General features: G+C 31.6%; 14 protein-coding genes. 11 read left to right on the top strand and 3 right to left on the bottom strand.

All coding sequences use genetic code 11. The features are described 5' to 3' along the window. The first annotated feature begins 64 nt into the window (after window positions 1–64). The gene (locus P8V03_RS06790; RefSeq protein WP_318797492.1) at window positions 65–985 is read left to right on the top strand and encodes a tetratricopeptide repeat protein; all 921 of its coding nucleotides are present in this window, start codon (window positions 65–67) and stop codon (window positions 983–985) included. 83 nt (window positions 986–1,068) lie between these two features. Here P8V03_RS06790 and P8V03_RS06785 read toward each other — a convergent pair whose 3' ends face one another. Next, window positions 1,069–2,766 (bottom strand): methyl-accepting chemotaxis protein, encoded by a 1,698-nt coding sequence (locus P8V03_RS06785; protein ID WP_318797490.1) that lies wholly within the window; start codon window positions 2,764–2,766, stop codon window positions 1,069–1,071. Between the two features lie 482 nt (window positions 2,767–3,248). Here P8V03_RS06785 and sufC point away from each other — a divergent pair, with 482 nt between their 5' ends. The 7 genes from sufC to P8V03_RS06750 all read left to right on the top strand — a co-directional run bounded on the left by sufC (window position 3,249) and on the right by P8V03_RS06750 (window position 9,785). Continuing rightward, window positions 3,249–3,983, top strand: coding sequence for a Fe-S cluster assembly ATPase SufC (gene sufC, locus P8V03_RS06780; protein WP_318797488.1), 735 nt, complete (start codon window positions 3,249–3,251; stop codon window positions 3,981–3,983). A gap of 26 nt (window positions 3,984–4,009) precedes the next feature. Continuing rightward, window positions 4,010–5,416, top strand: coding sequence for a Fe-S cluster assembly protein SufB (gene sufB, locus P8V03_RS06775; RefSeq protein ID WP_318797486.1), 1,407 nt, complete (start codon window positions 4,010–4,012; stop codon window positions 5,414–5,416). Window positions 5,417–5,428: 12 nt separating this feature from the next. Continuing rightward, on the top strand, window positions 5,429–6,631 hold the full coding sequence (gene sufD, locus P8V03_RS06770) for a Fe-S cluster assembly protein SufD (RefSeq protein ID WP_318797484.1): 1,203 nt from the start codon (window positions 5,429–5,431) through the stop codon (window positions 6,629–6,631). 23 nt (window positions 6,632–6,654) lie between these two features. Continuing rightward, window positions 6,655–7,896, top strand: coding sequence for a cysteine desulfurase (locus tag P8V03_RS06765; protein WP_318797482.1), 1,242 nt, complete (start codon window positions 6,655–6,657; stop codon window positions 7,894–7,896). Next, entirely contained in the window at window positions 7,883–8,314 is a 432-nt protein-coding gene (sufU, locus tag P8V03_RS06760; protein WP_261672516.1) for a Fe-S cluster assembly sulfur transfer protein SufU, read from the top strand. The genes P8V03_RS06765 and sufU overlap by 14 nt, the downstream gene beginning before the upstream one ends. A 121-nt stretch (window positions 8,315–8,435) precedes the next feature. Beyond that, on the top strand, window positions 8,436–9,293 hold the full coding sequence (locus P8V03_RS06755) for a phage holin family protein (RefSeq protein ID WP_318797478.1): 858 nt from the start codon (window positions 8,436–8,438) through the stop codon (window positions 9,291–9,293). A 291-nt stretch (window positions 9,294–9,584) separates the two neighbouring features. Beyond that, complete coding sequence (locus P8V03_RS06750; protein ID WP_261672518.1) at window positions 9,585–9,785, top strand: alpha/beta-type small acid-soluble spore protein; 201 nt, start codon at window positions 9,585–9,587, stop codon at window positions 9,783–9,785. 88 nt (window positions 9,786–9,873) lie between these two features. Here the strand turns inward: P8V03_RS06750 and P8V03_RS06745 are convergent, their stop codons facing one another. Together P8V03_RS06745 and P8V03_RS06740 are read right to left on the bottom strand one after the other, a co-directional pair. Then, window positions 9,874–11,046 carry an SH3 domain-containing protein gene (locus P8V03_RS06745; protein WP_318797474.1) on the bottom strand — a complete coding sequence of 391 codons (1,173 nt, stop codon included), beginning with the start codon at window positions 11,044–11,046 and terminating at the stop codon, window positions 9,874–9,876. Window positions 11,047–11,240: 194 nt separating this feature from the next. Beyond that, window positions 11,241–13,244 carry a methyl-accepting chemotaxis protein gene (locus P8V03_RS06740; RefSeq protein WP_318797470.1) on the bottom strand — a complete coding sequence of 668 codons (2,004 nt, stop codon included), beginning with the start codon at window positions 13,242–13,244 and terminating at the stop codon, window positions 11,241–11,243. 471 nt (window positions 13,245–13,715) lie between these two features. Between P8V03_RS06740 and P8V03_RS06735 the strand changes: the two genes are divergently transcribed. The 3 genes from P8V03_RS06735 to P8V03_RS06725 all read left to right on the top strand — a co-directional run bounded on the left by P8V03_RS06735 (window position 13,716) and on the right by P8V03_RS06725 (window position 17,285). Then, window positions 13,716–14,699 carry an HD-GYP domain-containing protein gene (locus tag P8V03_RS06735; RefSeq protein ID WP_318797467.1) on the top strand — a complete coding sequence of 328 codons (984 nt, stop codon included), beginning with the start codon at window positions 13,716–13,718 and terminating at the stop codon, window positions 14,697–14,699. A gap of 152 nt (window positions 14,700–14,851) precedes the next feature. Next, window positions 14,852–15,436, top strand: a complete 585-nt coding sequence (gene rbr / locus P8V03_RS06730; protein WP_318797465.1) for a rubrerythrin — start codon at window positions 14,852–14,854, stop codon at window positions 15,434–15,436. Between the two features lie 208 nt (window positions 15,437–15,644). Next, window positions 15,645–17,285: a methyl-accepting chemotaxis protein gene (locus tag P8V03_RS06725; RefSeq protein ID WP_318797463.1), complete on the top strand. Its 1,641-nt coding sequence runs from the start codon at window positions 15,645–15,647 to the stop codon at window positions 17,283–17,285. Window positions 17,286–17,304 lie beyond the last annotated feature (19 nt).

Genomic DNA, 17,304 nt, shown 5'->3' with positions numbered 1-17,304 from the left:
TTATGTTATTATAATAGAATATGAAGTATAATTATGTTAACTTAATTCAATAAGGGGTAGCAGTATGAATAGTGAAAAATATAAAATAGATAATTATAAAGTTATTGCTAAAAAGTTTTATAGTGAGAGGTCAATAGATAAGGCTCTTAGTTTTTATGAAAAAGCGTACAATTGTAAGGATGGAAACAAAGATACAGAACTTTTAATTGACATGGCTCTGCTTTATGATGAGTTAGGACAATATGATTTTGCAAAGGAAAAGTATAGAGAGGTATTAAGAATTAATTCCAGGGATGAAAGGGCTTATTACGGACTAGCAATAATATATGACAATAAAAAACAATATAAAGAGGCTGTAGATTATTATCTTAAAGCTATTGAAATAAATCCTAAATATAATAGAGCCTATTTTTTTCTTGCAGGAGCCTACGATGAAATAGGTCAGAAGGAAAAGGCCATTGACTGTTACAGAAAAGTTATAGATATGGATAGCAAAGATTTTTGGGCTTATACTAATTTAAGTGCTATATATGAAGAACAAGGCCAGTATCAATTAGCGCTACAAATGCTAGAGCACAGCTTAGAAATTGATCCCAATCATTATCTTGCTCTATTTAACATGGCAGTGGTGTTAGGAAGGTTAAATAGATATGATGAAGCTATAAGTTTCTACAAGCTTTCTATATCAGAAAATTCTAAGTACGCCTATAGCTACTTAAATTTATCTATAATCTACAAAGAAAGAAAAGAATACGAAAGTGCAATAAGGATTATTACTGCTGGAATTTATAATAATCCAGAAGAAGGTTTTCTTTATTATAATAGAGCCTGTTTTTATGTACATATAGATAAATTACAGGAAGCAATAGAGGATTTATATGAAGCTGTAAAACTATATCCTGGCTTTGTGAAGTATATAAAAGAAGATGAAGAGTTAAATCCTTTAAAAAATACTGAAGAATATATGAGATTAATAAAGAGTTAAGACAAGTCTGCTATTTAAAGTAGGCTTGTCTTAATTTTATAATACATTATTTTTAAGAATTAATTTTGGCATGATTTTGAACATTACAGTTTGAATCTATTAACTTGTTCCATCATTTCTTTTGTCATTTTACTAAGTTTTTGTGCAGAAGAGGCAACTTCCTCTGAAGAACAGCTCATCTCCTCAGCAGAAGCAGAAACTTGTTCTGTGGAAGCAGATATTTCTTCTGATATAGAGGAAGAGGATTCTATTTTTTCTAAAATTACATTTTTGTCTGCACTAAGAGCTATGGTGGAGGTATTAATGTGAGTTATTTGAGGTATTATTGCATTGATGGCTTCTATGATTGTTTTAAAGGAGTTAGTAGTTATATCTATGATATTCATTTGATTATTTAACTCTTTATTCATCTTATCCGTTGAATTTAGTATTATATTAGAGTTATCAGAAATACCTTTTACTAATTTATTTATGTTTTCCAGTGATGCCTTGCTTTGTTCTGCAAGCTTTCTAATTTCCTCAGCTACTACGGAAAAACCTTTTCCAGCCTCTCCAGCTCTTGCTGCTTCAATAGCAGCATTTAATGCAAGTAGATTTGTTTGATCGGAAATACTATTTATAAAGGTTGTAATCTCATTAATTTTGTTTATATCTTCTCCAAGGCTTGAAATTTTAACAATAAATTCTTTAAAGGTTACGCTTACTTCACTTACAGACTCAATTAGGATATTCATGTTATTATTGCTCTCATTAGCCATTGAACTAATTCCTTTAGAATTTACATCTACATTTTTAATTGCTTTCACAATTGAGTCTAATTTTTCGCTGAATTCATTTAGTATAGCAGTTATATTTACTAATTCTTCAGTTTGAGAGCTTGTACCTCTAGCAGCATCTTCTATTGCAGAAGCTATGTTTTCAGAGGATGACGACATTTGCTCAGATATAGTAGATAAGTTTTCAGATTGAGTGTCAATGATTTTTGATTTCTCTTCAATAGCTTTAATTATGGTGGAAATATTGGAAACGGTTTTCGAAAGAGATTTTTTCATAATTCCAAATTCATTTGTGCTTTCTACATCTATATTTATTGTGAAATTACCGGAAGAAACTGTTTCTAAATTTGTTATCATCTCTTCAGAGGATTTTTTAATAATCTGCAATATAAGATAGCTTACTATTAAAGATATGACAATTGATATCAGGAATGTGGCCAACATAAGTTTTACAATGTTAGAGTAAATGCTGTTACTTCTTTTATTGGTTTTATCAGCGGCATTTTCATTATAATCTCTTAGCTTTACAAGAATATCCTCTCCTTTAGTGCCTATATCAGAGAAGACTTTGTAATCTTCATGGGATAACTTTTCATCCTTACTTAGCTTAATCTTTGCCTGCTCCCAAGCTTTCATGTACTCAGAATAGTTATCTTTGAACAGCTTTAACTGTTCAGCTTCCTCAGGCTTGATATTAGTAGACTCATACTCTTTTATTCTTTTTTGCACATTTGCATCGTATTCTTTTATCTTGGCATCAACGGTTGTATCATATTGAAAAAAAGCCTTAGTAAATTGAATCCTTATATTTAAAAAATTTCCTCTAATTCCGCCAAGTCTTGATATGGGTATTAAATTGTCATCGTACATGGAAGTCATATTGTTATTTATTGTTTTCATATTCCAAAACCCTTGAATACCAATAACTAGCATAAAAGCTATTAATAAGAAGTTTAAGAAAAAAACCATAGTTGCTATTTTTAGATTTTTAACCTTCCTTGACATTGTATCACCCCTGTAAAGTTTTATTGTTTTAAAGTGAAAATAATATGTTAGTTTAAAGGCAATATATCATTTGCGCCTATTTACAAAACAATCCTAAAAAACCAACACCTTCCAATATAATTATAAAGTAATAATGAATAAAGTACAATAACAGCATAAATTATATAATTATGTAGTCTAGAAATATAAATATTAATTTCATGTAACAAATTCAAAAATTAACATTTAAATTCTACACTTATAGTATAAAACAAAACTAAGTATCAAATAATAACAATTATTATTGATTATTTTTACAGTTAGTAGTAAAATATAAATAAATCATACTAAAATAGTCGGATATAAGTAGAGATATAGCCGCCAATCCTTTATATAAAAATAAGGATATACTTTTTCTACTTATCCACTGAAGAGAAAATACATAAGTATTTTTAATCTGAATTCAGAGTAAAATACTCGGTTATAAAGGAGAGATAACTAAGATGTTAAAGATAAACAACTTAAGAGCCTATGTTGAAAATAAGGAAATACTAAAAGGATTGAACCTAGAAATAGGAAAAGGTGAGATACATGTAATCATGGGGCCTAATGGTGCTGGAAAATCAACCCTTGCAAATATATTAATGGGACATCCAAAGTATTCAATTACAGAGGGTGAAATAATTTTTCAAGGAGAAGTGATTAATGAATTAAAGGTAAATGAAAGGGCAAAAAAGGGGATGTTTTTATCCTTTCAATATCCGGAAGAAGTACCAGGAATAACAGTAGAAAATTTTCTGCGCACAGCAAAGGGGGCAGTGTCAGGAAAGGTTCAAAATATCATACAGTTTAGGAAAGTACTAAAGGAAAAGATGAGACTTTTAAAAATTGATGAAAACTATGCTCAAAGATATTTAAATTTGGGGTTTTCTGGTGGAGAAAAAAAGAAGAACGAAATACTTCAAATGGCATTACTTGAGCCAAAGCTTGCAATTTTAGATGAAACAGATTCAGGATTAGATGTAGATGCTGTTAGAGTTGTAGCAGAAGGTGTTAGAGAATTAAAGAACGAAGAAAATTCAATTCTTATAATAACTCATCTCAACCGTTTGTTAGAGTATCTAAAACCAGACTATGTTCATATTTTAATGGACGGAAGAATTGTAAAGACTGGAGATATTTCTTTAGCAAAAGAGATTGAAGAAAAGGGATATGATTCAATAAGAGGGCAGTTATAGAAACTTTTAAAAAAGAGGTGTAGAAGTTGGAAAAGAGAAAAACTTACATTGAGGATATAGAACGCAGCATTTATGATATGAAAAATGAGTTTCAATACAGTTATAAGACAGAAAAAGGACTAACAAGAGAAATAATAGAACAGATATCTGATGAGAAGAATGAACCTCAGTGGATGAGAGATTTTAGAATTAAGTCTTTAGAAATATATAATAGTATGCCTATGCCATCTTGGGGACCGGATCTAACAGAGTTAGATGTAGATAATATAATAACCTATATTAGACCTAACACTAATATGAAACATGATTGGGAGGAGGTTCCTAAAGATATAAAGAAAACTTTTGATTTATTAGGAATCCCAAAGGCTGAGCAGCAGTCACTGGCAGGAGTAGGCGCACAGTACGATTCAGAAGTTGTTTATCATAATGTAAGCAGAGAGTTAACCAGCCAAGGTGTGCTTTATATGGATATGGAAACAGCAGTAAAGGAATATGAGCAATTAGTAAAACCATATTTTATGAAGCTTGTACCACCAAGTGATCATAAGTTTGCAGCCCTTCACGGCGCGGTATGGTCAGGAGGTTCCTTTGTATATGTACCTGCTGGCATTCAAGTGGATATACCGATTCAGTCTTACTTTAGGTTAAATGCTCCGGGAGCAGGACAATTTGAACATACCCTAATTATAGTTGAAAAGGGAGCAAGAATTCATTATATAGAAGGATGCTCTGCTCCAAAATACTATGTTAACAATCTGCATGCTGGTTGTGTAGAGTTATTTGTAAAGGAAGAAGCAACCCTTAGATACAGCACTATAGAAAACTGGTCTAGGAACATGTACAACTTAAATACAAAGAGAGCAGTGGTGGATAAAAAGGGAACTATTGAGTGGATATCCGGTTCCTTTGGATCCAAGGTGTCAATGCTTTACCCTATGAGTATTTTAAGAGGAGAAGGTGCTAAATCAGAATTTACAGGAGTCACCTTTGCAGGATCAGGTCAACACTTAGATACTGGATCTAAGGTAGTCCATGCAGCACCACATACAACTTCTACCATAAATTCAAAGTCTATATCTAAAAATGGTGGAGTTGCCTTATACAGAGGACTTCTAAGTGCCACTCCAAATGCTCACCATGCTAAAGCCACAGTATCTTGTGAATCTTTAATGCTTGATAACCAATCAAGATCAGATACTGTACCGGTTATAAGTGTTGCTAATGATAGTATAGATATTGGCCATGAAGCTAAAATAGGCAGGATAAGTGATGAGGCTATATTTTACTTAATGAGCAGAGGACTAAGTGAAGAAGAAGCAAAGGCAATGATAGTTAGGGGATTTGTAGAACCTATAGCCAAGGAACTTCCTCTTGAATATGCGGTGGAGATGAACAATTTAATCAAGTTAGAATTAGAAGGAACTATAGGGTAAGGGGTGAGATAAATGAATCTTAGTATGAGAGAAGCTTTAAATAATAAGTATGATGATATTTCGGAAATTCTAAATTCAATAAATGAAGAAAAGAACCATAAGTTAAATCAGACAGCGGTTCCTGCTTGGAAACATTTAAAGGTGAATAACTTTAATTTAGAAAGTTTCCACCTTCCTAAGATAGAACCTTTTAATAAAGACTATATAAACTTAGAAAACGACACCTTAGACAAAGCAGTAGTTTTAGAAACTAAAAACGCATTATGGGTAGTAGAGGACATAGAAGAGCTAATAAATTTAAAAGATAGCTTTGGAATATCAGATAAGTTTATAGCCTTAGGTGAATATAACTTTAACACCGGTGTGTATGTTAGAAGTTATGAGAATGAAAGAGTAGAATCTCCTATTAGACTGAGCTTTGAAATGGATGAAAAAAATCCTACAACTGTAGATCATAACATAGTGGTGGCAGAAAAGGGCAGTAAGGTAACTGTTGTTATAGATTATAGTACAAAAGATTACTATGACGGGTTTCACAATGGGGTTACAAAGGTGTTTGCAAAGGAAAATTCAGAAGTTACAATAGTCAAAGTTCAGAGAATGAATGATAAATCAATGCATTTTGATTCCAATGTTGCCTTTGTGGAAAGGGACGCTAAGGTTAATTGGGTAATAATTGAATTAGGAAGTAAAATTAACGTAACTAACTACATATCAAATCTTGAAGGTAACAACAGCGTCTCACAGTTATACTCTGCATATCTTGTGGATGGAACCGGAAAGCAGGATATTTACTACACAGCAAATCATAGAGGAATGAGAAGTGAAAGTAATATGGAGATTAAAGGTGTAGTAAAGGACGAGGGAAGAAAAGTATTCAGAGGTAATATAGATTTTAAAAAAGGATCTTCAAGATCTAAAGGATCACAGGAAGAAGATGTACTTTTACTAAGTCCTAAAGTAAAAACAGACTCAATTCCAATGCTATTATGTGAAGAGGATGATGTGGAAGGGGCACATGCAGCAACAGTTGGACAAATAGACGAGGCTAAATTGTTCTATCTAATGAGCAGGGGTTTTAGTGAAAAGGAAGCTGAGAAGCTAGTGATAGAAGCCAGATTTAGTCCGATTTTTGAGAAAGTACCAGTGTTAGAACTAAGAGAGTTTTTAGAAGAAGAGTTAAAAAAGAGGCTTATAGATGATGTTAATTGTTAACTAATTGTAATTGGAGGAATAATATGAGCAAAATTGATGTAAATAAGATAAGGTCAGATTTTCCTATCCTTTCACTACAGGTAAATAATAAAAATTTAGTTTATCTAGATAATGGGGCTACCACTCACAAACCTAAATCTGTTATTAAGGCAATAACCAATTATAACGAAAGGCTTAACGGAAATCCCCACAGAGGAGCTCATTATCTAAGTGTAGCAGCAACGGAGGCTTATGAAGAAGCTAGGGAGAAGGTTAAAAATTTTATAGGAGCGGAAAAAGCTAAAGAAATAATATTTACTAAAAATACTACTGAATCCTTAAATCTAATTGCTTATACCTATGGAATGACTTTCATAGAACCAGGAGATGAAATTGTAGTTACTATATCTGAACATCACAGTAATATTTTGCCTTGGCAGATGGTGGCTAAGGCCAAAAATGCTACACTAAAATATATGTATATTGATAAAGAAGGAAGACTTTTAGAAGAAGAATATAAAAGCAAGATTACCGATAAAACAAAGTTGGTAGCAGTAGCACAAATGTCTAATGTTCTTGGAACAATTTATCCTATAAGGGAAATTACTAAATATGCCCATGAAAAGGGAGCTATTGTAGTAGTTGATGGAGCACAGAGTGTACCTCATATGAAAGTTAATGTAAGAGATATTGATGCTGATTTCTTTGTTTTTTCAGGACACAAGGCATTGGCGCCTATGGGGATTGGAGTTCTATATGGAAAAGAAGAGTTATTATTAAGTATGCCACCATTTTTAAGAGGTGGAGATATGATAGAATATGTTACAGAGCAGAATTCAACCTTTGCTGAGTTACCTTTTAAATTTGAAGCAGGAACACAAAATGTTGAGGGTGCAGTGGCACTATCTGCAGCTATAGATTATTTAGAATCAGTGGGCATGGATAACATTGCAGAATATGAAAAAGAGCTTACAGAATATGCACTAAGTAAGATAAAAGAAATACCGTATATAACTGTGTATGGACCTAAGAATATAAATAATAGAGGTGGTCTTATATCCTTTAATATAGAAGGAGTCCACCCCCATGATGTGTCTAGTATTGTAGATAGCTATGGGGTAGCGGTAAGAGCTGGTCACCATTGTGCACAACCTCTTATGAAGTACTTAGGTATTGGGTCTTCCTCCAGAGCAAGCTTCTACTTTTATAATACTATTGAAGAAGTAGATATGTTTATTGAAAGTATAAAGAATGTAAGGAAGTGGTTAGGGTATGGAGAATCTTAGTTCTATATATTCTGAAATAATTATGGAGCACAACCAAAGTAATCATAATAAAAGGCATTTAGAGCATGCTGACTGCAGGGAAAGAGGGCATAATCCCAGCTGTGGAGATGATATAACCCTTTCTCTTAAATTTGAAGGTGATATTATTAAAGATGCAGCTTTTCAGGGAAGTGGTTGTGCAATTTCTCAGGCATCTACCTCTATAATGATAGATATTATTAAAGGTAAATCTAAGAAAGAGGCTCTAGAATATGTAAACACCTTCATAGGTATGATTAAAAAGGAAATTACAGAAGAGGAACAACTAGAAAAATTGGAAGACGCTATAGCTTTAAGAAATATTTCAACTATGCCTGCCAGGGTAAAATGTGCTGTGTTGCCATGGCATACTCTAAAGGAAGGAATAAAAGAAAGATAACGTTGAAGCTCCCCTAAAATTTAGGGGAGTTATTTTATTTATTATATGTCAAATGTTCATGTCTAACATATAATAAATTAAAATAGTTGGACAAACTAAAATTTGTAGGTAGGGAAGTCAGATGTTTGTAATAAACTCAGTTTTTCAAGAAACCTTCAATTCTTTGCTAGTTTTAGATAAATTAAAGGATTTAAGTACATTTCAGGTTTCTAGTTTAATATTACTTATTTTAATTATTGTAGATACAATGTTAGGATTAAAGGTAGCAATAAAGTACAATCGTGTAGGTAGCAGAGGTTTTTTAAAGTTTGTTAAAAAGGTAGTACTATATACAACAGCTATAATAAGCGTAAGACTGCTAGAGGTTGGAATGCTTGCCTTTATTACTACTACACTGTTATCCCAATTAATGTTAGCCTTCCTTATTGTATCAGAAACCATAAGTATACTGGAGAACCTTACTATATTAGGAGTACCTATTCCATCAAACTTCATTTCAATCATCGTTAGTAATTTAAAGATTGCAGGCTTCGATAAAGTGTTAGAGGCAAGAAGAAGTAATGAAAAAGATATTATAGAAATTGATGATATTATAAAATATCAATTGCCAAATTTCAAGGAAAAGAATATTAGGATGTTACTAGATATAAAATTTAGGACATGGAAACTTATATCTGAACAGATAGACAAGGATATTAGTGGAAATGATTCTAATAAGGAAAGGTTATATTACAAAGTATTATCTTTAATAGAACTAGGGTTTAGAGAAATGGAACAGGAATTTGAAAACGAAAAGATTTGTAAGGAATGTGTTGAAAAGTTTTTTGAAATTCATCAGTCAAAAAGAAACAAACTATTAAAAAAGGTTGAGGAGATTTGCTACTCGGAAAAAAGTATTGAGGATAAAAAGGATGAATTAATTGATAGTATCTTAGTGTTATTATATGAAACCATAGTGGATGCTTATAAAATTATTTAATAACTTAGGGACTTTTATAGATTGTCATTTTATATATTTAACTAGGGAGGATAACCTAAAAAAACAACTCAGCGTGAACTGAGTTGTTTTTTTAGATTAAATTATGGATATAATTAAAGGAATTTTATTATAGCAACAGTATTAAGTATAACCAGACTTATAAAATTTATTCATTGGAGTTATTGCTATTTTTACAAATAATTTAATAGTTTAATAAGCCTAAATTTGCACAAACTTATATTACAACAAGGAAACATCATAAAATAACAAAATTATAAGGAGGAACATATTATGGCAAATAGAAATAGTAATAGAGTATTAGTACCAGAGGCAAAGGCAGGATTAAATCAATTTAAAATGGAATCAGCTAGAGAGGTAGGAGTAGATTTAAAAGAAGGTTATAATGGAGATTTAACAGCTAGAGAAGCTGGATCTGTAGGTGGAAACATGGTTAAAAAGATGGTTGAAGCTTACGAACAAGGCTTAAAATAGTATACGATTAATAGAAAAGAGTCAAGTATAACTAGTACTTGGCTCTTTTCCATTAAATTTATAATTTGCAATAAGGTTATTTAGCAATTTAGTATATATAATTTAAATACTTTCTAGATGAAAAACCTTCTATTCCATTTATCTTAATCTTTACCCAGTTACCATCCTTTGAGTAGTCTAGTACTTCTGCATATTGATTTTTACCTAATACTCCAAGTATGGAAGCAGTACTTGATGGATTACTTCTTATATTTAGTTGATACACATTATTAATTGTCACATATTTACCACTTGGTATAGAGGTAAAAAGCTCACCCCATACCCATCCAGTTTTTCCGTTGTAATTCACCAGGTACCATCCATTGGCCTGGTCAATTAGATAAAGTATAGTTCCCTTTGGAATAGTACCTAGTAAGGCAGCATCATCAGAAGGTGCCGCTTTAAAATATGCTGAATAAGTGACCTTTGTCACCTGAGCAAACTGACCAGCTTTAACAGGACTTTGAGAAGATTGCTGTGAAGAATTTGAACTGTTACTATCATCTACAATATTTATATATCTGCCAGGTACATAGCCGTTATTTATATCATCCATAGTAACAAAATATTTTTTTGTTCCTTGAATTCCACCAAAAATTTGTTCCCAGGTAGATTCATAGGTATAAGCACCAGAAATTCCGTTTAACGTACCCCATTTATCAAAAATTAAAACATGATCTCCAGCTCTATTTAATATATCCATATGCTTAAGCTCATTTAAACTTATTTTTTTAAAATATTTGTCAAACATAGTTGAAGTTGATATTTTATAATCTTGTATATTAAAGACTGCTTGTACAAATCCAGAACAGTCAATACCGGCAGTTCCTGATATATATCCCAGTCCAGCTTCTGTATTTACATTTCCTGTATAAGCACCTTTATTAACCCCGTCTAAAAAGTTTGTCCAAGGAGCATTGATGGATTTTGAGTCTAGGGAGTCTTGTCCACCCCAGTTATAAGGTATACCAGTAAATTGAGCAGTTGTTACATTATCAAATTGGCTTGGGGAAGTTACATAAGAAGCGTACTTTGGGTCTAAGTTTCCATTTTTATTCTTATCATATGTCCATGTTAAGTTTATTATCTTTAAAGCTCTTTCCTCAGCTTCACTTCTTGTTATTGGATTTTGCACTGTATTGGCACTGACAGATTTAATAGGAGCAACTACTGTAGTTATTCCAAATAGAATACCAATTATTAGAGAACTGATTTTTTTCATTGAAGACCTCCTTTTAATCCTTAATATAAATCTATGATGTTATTATAAATTAGGATAGTAAAAGTTATCAATAATCAAATTATGGCACTGAGGGAGGATTCTTAATGATTACAGGGGGAGATGAAGGAGATAAAGTTGTGGGTTTTAACAGTAATTAAGTTATAAGAAAAATAGAGTCAGGTAAAAACCTAACTCTATTTTCTGATCTTGAATCTTTTTACAGATTCATTTAGATACTCTATAGATATAACCAAATTTTCTAACTTATCAACTATTGACTGTATAACACTTACTTGTTCTTCTGTAGAAGCAGAAACTTCTTCTGTTGCAGCATTAAATTCTGAGGAAGTGTCTAGGATATTTTGCATAAGAAGTTTTAATTGATTACTGTCGTTATCTATACTGTTAATCTGCGAATATGCGTGCTCAATACTATTAATTGTTGAGTTTATATTCAGTTCTATATTATTATAGTCCTTAAATATACTATCATTAATAGCTTGTCTATTCTTATCTAGCTCTATAGATTGATTTTTAATATCTTCAGATAGTTTAGATTCAGATTTTACTTTATTTAGCAACTCATCTATATTCTTAACTGCCCTGGAAGATTCTTCAGCTAGTTTCCTTATCTGTTCCGCAACTACAGCAAAGCCCTTTCCATGCTCGCCAGCCCGTGCAGCTTCTATAGAAGCATTAAGAGCAAGTAAATTTGTCTGAGTGGCAATGCCAGAAATAGACGCAGTCATACTTTCGATTTCCTTTACATTTTCATTAAATACACCTATTATTTCATAGATCTTTTCAGACTGTTCAATATTTTTGTTTTCTAGTTCCTTTAAATAGTTTAAGTTATATAGACCACCGTGTACAACTTCATTTGTATGATCAGATTTTTCCTTTATTTCTGTAATGTTATTATTTATTACGTTTAACTTATTAGCAAAGTTGTCTAAAAACTCCTTTCCGCTATTGACATTTACGGAAAGATTAGTTGATTCTGCAGCAATTCCGTTTACAGCTCCAGAAATTTCTGTAGACATATTGGCTACAAATTTGGCTTGGTCTTTAAGTTCTACAGATGCAGTATTTACTGAAGTGTAGGTAGAAATAATGTTTTCTATGATCTTTTTTAAATCTAATATCATAGAATTAAAGCTTCTGCTAAGATCTCCTATTTCATCCTTGCTATAAAAAGTAGTTTCTTCTGTCAAATCTCCCTCTGCAAGCTTTTTCGTATTTTTATTTAATATTAAAATTCCTTTTAAGAATCTATTTGTAGCAAATATAGTAACAGCAATAGATATTAAAAGGGATATAATCAATGCTGCAATAAACCCTTTAATCAATGAATTCAGTGGTTTCTTATATTCTTCTACAGGCGTTGAAATTCCAATAATCCAACCAGTGGACTTTAAAGGTTCATAAACAAAGCATTTTTCCTTTCCATCATAGTCCTCCTGTAAAAACACTTTAGTTGATCCACTATGGATGTTGCTAACCATTGTTTTATATAATCCATTTACAACCTGTGACATATTCTTGGAGTTACCCTCTGTCCATTGAAAGTCTTTATTTGGGTGAACTATAAAATCATAACTAGCGTCAAGTAAAAAACCATAACTATTTTCTACATCTTTAACTTGTTCAACTACTGTAGTTAAATAATCTACATAAATATCTGCAGCAGCTACTGCTATTACAGAGCCATCCTTTTTAATAGATTTTGAAATAGAGATAACCATTTTCTTAGTAGTTGAATCTAAATAAGGTTTGGTATAAGCTATCTTATCACTATTTAAAGCTAGTTTATACCAGTCTTTTTCAGCTGGATTATAGTCAGCGGGAGGTATCCAACCATCACCGGATATCATACTTTTATCTTTAAAGGCTATGTAGAAACATAATACATTTGGATTTGATTTTTGCTTTGCTATAAAGTAGTTTAATAACCTATCACTGTCGTAAGAATCATAATACTGAAGATCATTTGCCATTTCCTCAACTATCTCACCCTGCTGTGTAAGCCAGCCATTAAGCTGTTCAGAATACTTTTCAGCAGTTACAATAGAATGCTGCTGAGCTTGTTTGATAACTGTGTTATAAGAAATATAATAGCTAATAGTAAGTGAAAGTAGAAGGCAAATTAGACATAATGCACTTACCACAATAGGAAGTTTAACCCTTAAACTTTTCATTTGTATCCCTCTTTTCTGCAATTTCAATTTAGTCAAATATATATAAAACAAGGTTAAGAACCTAGGTGTTTTTATATCCACCGTTATTATATTTATACAATATAGTTAAATATTATTATATCACTTTATGTCAAAAAATCTAATAGTTATTATAAAAACAATCCAATTTATCAACCTAATGCAAGTTGATTGTGCAATAAATTTAACTAGTTTAAAAATAGAAAAGAAATAAGATATTTTTTACGTAAATCATTAATATAAATAAATAGTTGTAGAAAATTGTCATAAATATTATTATAATAAAGTTATTAAAGTGTTTATGCAATCACTATCTGCCCTAATACCATCATACTCTTTAAGGCAGGAATAAAGAGCGGATGCGACGGTGGATAATCACTTCTAACCTTCAGTGGGGGCAATACCTTATTTGAAGCCAAGAATTCTGTTTATGTAAGGAGATGTAAAATTACTATGAGGCTTACTTTATTAAATGAGAGTATAGTAGGAAAAGAATTAGCAGTATCAGTATACCTATCTAGTGGTATGATTTATGCAAGTGAAGGTATAAAAATAACTGAAAGCAATATAAAAATATTACAAAAAGTAGGAATAGATACGGTTTATATTAAAGATGAAAATGATGATATAAATTTAAAGGAAATATTAAATACTCCTATTAGACTTGAGGTAATTAGAGAGTTAAAGATTATATACGATAATATAAAAAAGAATAAGACTATTGACGAAAAAAAGATTATCAACATTGCTAATAGGATTATTGATAACCTAGATGTATCGGAAAACTCATTTTTGCTTAGTAACATAGGACAGAAAGATGAAGAATTAAAATTAGTAATTCATTCTATTAATGTAGCTATACTTTCCTTATTAGTAGCAATGAATAAAAATTATAGTAGAGACAAGCTTGAGAAATTAGCTGTAGGTGCTATGCTTCACGATGTGGGAAAATTATTTGATGAAGGGGAAAAGCATTGCCTATTAGGATATGAATTTATAAAAAGCCAAACTCACATACCGGTAACTTCTTACATGTGCATTTTACATCACCATGAATGTGAAGACGGGACAGGTTATCCGGAGAAGATTAAAGGGGATAAGATTCATGAATTTGCAAAAATAGTTGCTATATGTAATGAATATAACAATTTATTGCAATCTGGAAGTTTTGCATTACCTAGTATGGCAATAGAATATATTACTAGTCAAGCTGGTAGAAAATTTAATGATGAAATATTTAAGGAGTTTATTAATTCTGTGTATTGTTATCCAAACGGATTATTTGTAAAGCTAAATAACGGTGTAGAAGGAGTAGTTGTACTACAAAACAAGAACTTCCCAACAAGGCCAATGATAGGGGTTATGGAAAATGGAAAGCCTGTTATATATAATTTGATGGAAAATTTATCATTGTTTATCGAGAAAGTAGTTCTTTAGATAGAAAACTAAAGGGATATTAACAGTTACTTCATTAACAAATAGTAAAGTTAACATTATATTCACATATAAGTATTATTAAATAAGAAGGATTTTCAAGTACATTGTTGAATATAAACAAATACTAGATTATTTAAAATGGAGGAGATAGGATGAAGTCATTAAAAGGAACAAAAACTGCTGAAAACTTGATGAAGGCCTTTGCTGGAGAATCACAGGCAAGAACTAGGTATACATATTATGCATCTGCAGCTAAAAAGGAAGGTTATGTACAGATTTATAATCTATTTATGGAAACTGCTGAAAATGAAAAAGAGCATGCAAAGGTATTTTTTAAACATCTAAAAGGAAGTTTAGATGGAGAAATGGTGGAGATAACTGCATCATATCCAGTAGCACTAGGAGATACTAAATCAAATCTACTAGCTGCAGCAAATGGTGAAAATGAAGAATGGGCAGAACTTTATCCAGAGTTTGCAAAAGTAGCTGAGGAAGAAGGATTTACATCAGTAGCGGTATCCTTTAGAAAAATAGCTGAAGTTGAAAAACACCATGAAGCTAGATATAGAAAGTTACTTAGCAATATAGAAAATGATACTATGTTTAAAAAGGACAGTTCAGTTCTATGGAAATGTAATAACTGCGGATATATATATGAGGGAGAGAGCTCTCCAGAAGTATGTCCTGCTTGCATACATCCACAGGGATATTTTGAAGTATTTGTTGAGAATTATTAAATTGTAAGTTATTTATAGAGGGGGGAAGTTGTAGCTAATAATGCTGGAATTTTCCCTCATTTTTAATAATTAACTATTAAATCTATTGCTTTCTATTTTAGGTAAGATTATAATTAATATAGTTAATATAGTTAACTATATTAACTATATTAAAGCTTATAGATTTTAACAGTTGAATTTATAAATAGCTAAGACAGGAGGGGAATCAATGTTTAGTTCCTTTAGACGAAAAATGAGTATTGGATTTATTACACTTTCATTAGTATGCATTGCTTATACAGTAACTTTAATGAGTGTACAGTTTGGAAAATTATTTACCACACAGGTGGCAAATGATGCATTAAACCTAGCTTTATCTATAGAGAATGGTATAGAAAGCTATGAAACAGACAACTTACAAGACATACAAAAATATATAGAGCATAGCAAGGAAGATGCCAAAAATGTATCCTATATGGCAATAGTTAACCAAGAAAATAAAATTATAGTAAGTACAAGCAAAAACGACATTGGGAATACTGCAACAGAAAAGGCTTTATCAGTTACTAAGAGTGGACAAGCCATTCATCATGATGAGAAAGGCGGTGAAACCAAGGAACTTGTTCATGAAACTATAGTTCCATTTAAAGATAAGTCTGGGGATAAAGGCGCCCTAATAATTCAAACTTCTTTAAAAGAAGTTGAAGAACTGCCTATTACCATACTAAAGAAGGTAAGTTTATTTATAATAATTATAATAGCGCTTGCAGTACTTGTATCCTATATAGTTTCAAGAAGGTTTGCGAAACCTATAATGGCTATGGTAGCAGATTTGAAAAAGGTAAGTGAAGGAGACTTAACAGTTCAGTTTAAATCTACAGGAAAAGATGAAACTTCTCTTGTGTCTGATAGTATGAATTATACAATAAAGGTTATAAGAACTATGATTGAAAAAATTAAAGAAGCAGCCTCAGAGCTTGAGGGAGTTTCTGGAAATCTAGCCCTTTCTAGTAATGGAGTAGCATCTTCTAGTGAAGAAATAGCTGCTTCAATGACAGAGGTTACGGAGAGTACAACAAGACAATCAGATAAGACTGTTGAGACGCTGCAACTTTTAGAAGAGTTTTCCGAAAATCTAGTTAAGGTAGTTGATGAGCTTCATATAGTTACAAATAGCAGTAATAGAATAAAGCTTTCGGCGGATAACGGTACAGTAAAGATTGAAGAACTTAATAAGGCAGTGGAACAGCTGCAGAAAACATTTTTATATGTTACTGATAAGGTTAAAGTTTTAAACGATAATGTTAATAAAATTAACACTGTTACAGAGGTTATAACCAGTGTTGCAGAACAAACAAATCTATTAGCGTTAAATGCATCAATTGAAGCTGCTAGAGCTGGGGAATCAGGAAGAGGATTTTCAGTAGTAGCTGATGAAATAAGAAAACTGGCTGAACAGGTTTTAGACTCTTCAAAGAGTATTAATACAATAGTTAGCACTATTACTAGTAATACAAAGGAGCTTTCTAAAACTTCAGAAGTTGCCTCTAATTTTATTGTAGGACAAGGTGAAATAGTAGAAAATACTATAGATGCATTAAAAGAAATACTACTAGAAACAGAGAAAATAGTTCCTCAGGTAAAATCTGTTAATGAAACTTTAAACAGTACTGTAGAATCTAAGGATGGAATAATATCCAACATTCAGGGCTTTGCTAACGATGCACAGGAAATATCTGCAGCCACTGAATCGGTAACAGCAGCTATAGAAGAGGAAACGGCATCAGCAGAGGAGTTAAATAGAACGGTAAATAGCTTAACTGATATGTCTAAGAGATTAGCAGAAAGTATAGAAAAGTTTAAAATCTAGAATAGTAACTAGGGACTGC

Source organism: Clostridium tanneri (genome assembly GCF_033659955.1).
GTDB classification, from domain to species: Bacteria; Bacillota; Clostridia; order Clostridiales; family Clostridiaceae; genus Clostridium_AM; species Clostridium_AM tanneri.
The sequence above is the reverse complement of the archived record's forward strand: the minus strand, read 5'-3'. Positions and strand labels throughout refer to the sequence as shown.

Coding starts and splice junctions, on each gene's coding strand:
- P8V03_RS06790 (WP_318797492.1), top strand. CDS start 65: ATGAATAGTGAAAAATATAAAATAGATAATTATAAAGTTATTGCTAAA.
- P8V03_RS06785 (WP_318797490.1), bottom strand. CDS start 2,766: ATGTCAAGGAAGGTTAAAAATCTAAAAATAGCAACTATGGTTTTTTTC.
- sufC (WP_318797488.1), top strand. CDS start 3,249: ATGTTAAAGATAAACAACTTAAGAGCCTATGTTGAAAATAAGGAAATA.
- sufD (WP_318797484.1), top strand. CDS start 5,429: ATGAATCTTAGTATGAGAGAAGCTTTAAATAATAAGTATGATGATATT.
- P8V03_RS06765 (WP_318797482.1), top strand. CDS start 6,655: ATGAGCAAAATTGATGTAAATAAGATAAGGTCAGATTTTCCTATCCTT.
- sufU (WP_261672516.1), top strand. CDS start 7,883: ATGGAGAATCTTAGTTCTATATATTCTGAAATAATTATGGAGCACAAC.
- P8V03_RS06755 (WP_318797478.1), top strand. CDS start 8,436: ATGTTTGTAATAAACTCAGTTTTTCAAGAAACCTTCAATTCTTTGCTA.
- P8V03_RS06750 (WP_261672518.1), top strand. CDS start 9,585: ATGGCAAATAGAAATAGTAATAGAGTATTAGTACCAGAGGCAAAGGCA.
- P8V03_RS06745 (WP_318797474.1), bottom strand. CDS start 11,046: ATGAAAAAAATCAGTTCTCTAATAATTGGTATTCTATTTGGAATAACT.
- P8V03_RS06740 (WP_318797470.1), bottom strand. CDS start 13,244: ATGAAAAGTTTAAGGGTTAAACTTCCTATTGTGGTAAGTGCATTATGT.
- P8V03_RS06735 (WP_318797467.1), top strand. CDS start 13,716: ATGAGGCTTACTTTATTAAATGAGAGTATAGTAGGAAAAGAATTAGCA.
- rbr (WP_318797465.1), top strand. CDS start 14,852: ATGAAGTCATTAAAAGGAACAAAAACTGCTGAAAACTTGATGAAGGCC.
- P8V03_RS06725 (WP_318797463.1), top strand. CDS start 15,645: ATGTTTAGTTCCTTTAGACGAAAAATGAGTATTGGATTTATTACACTT.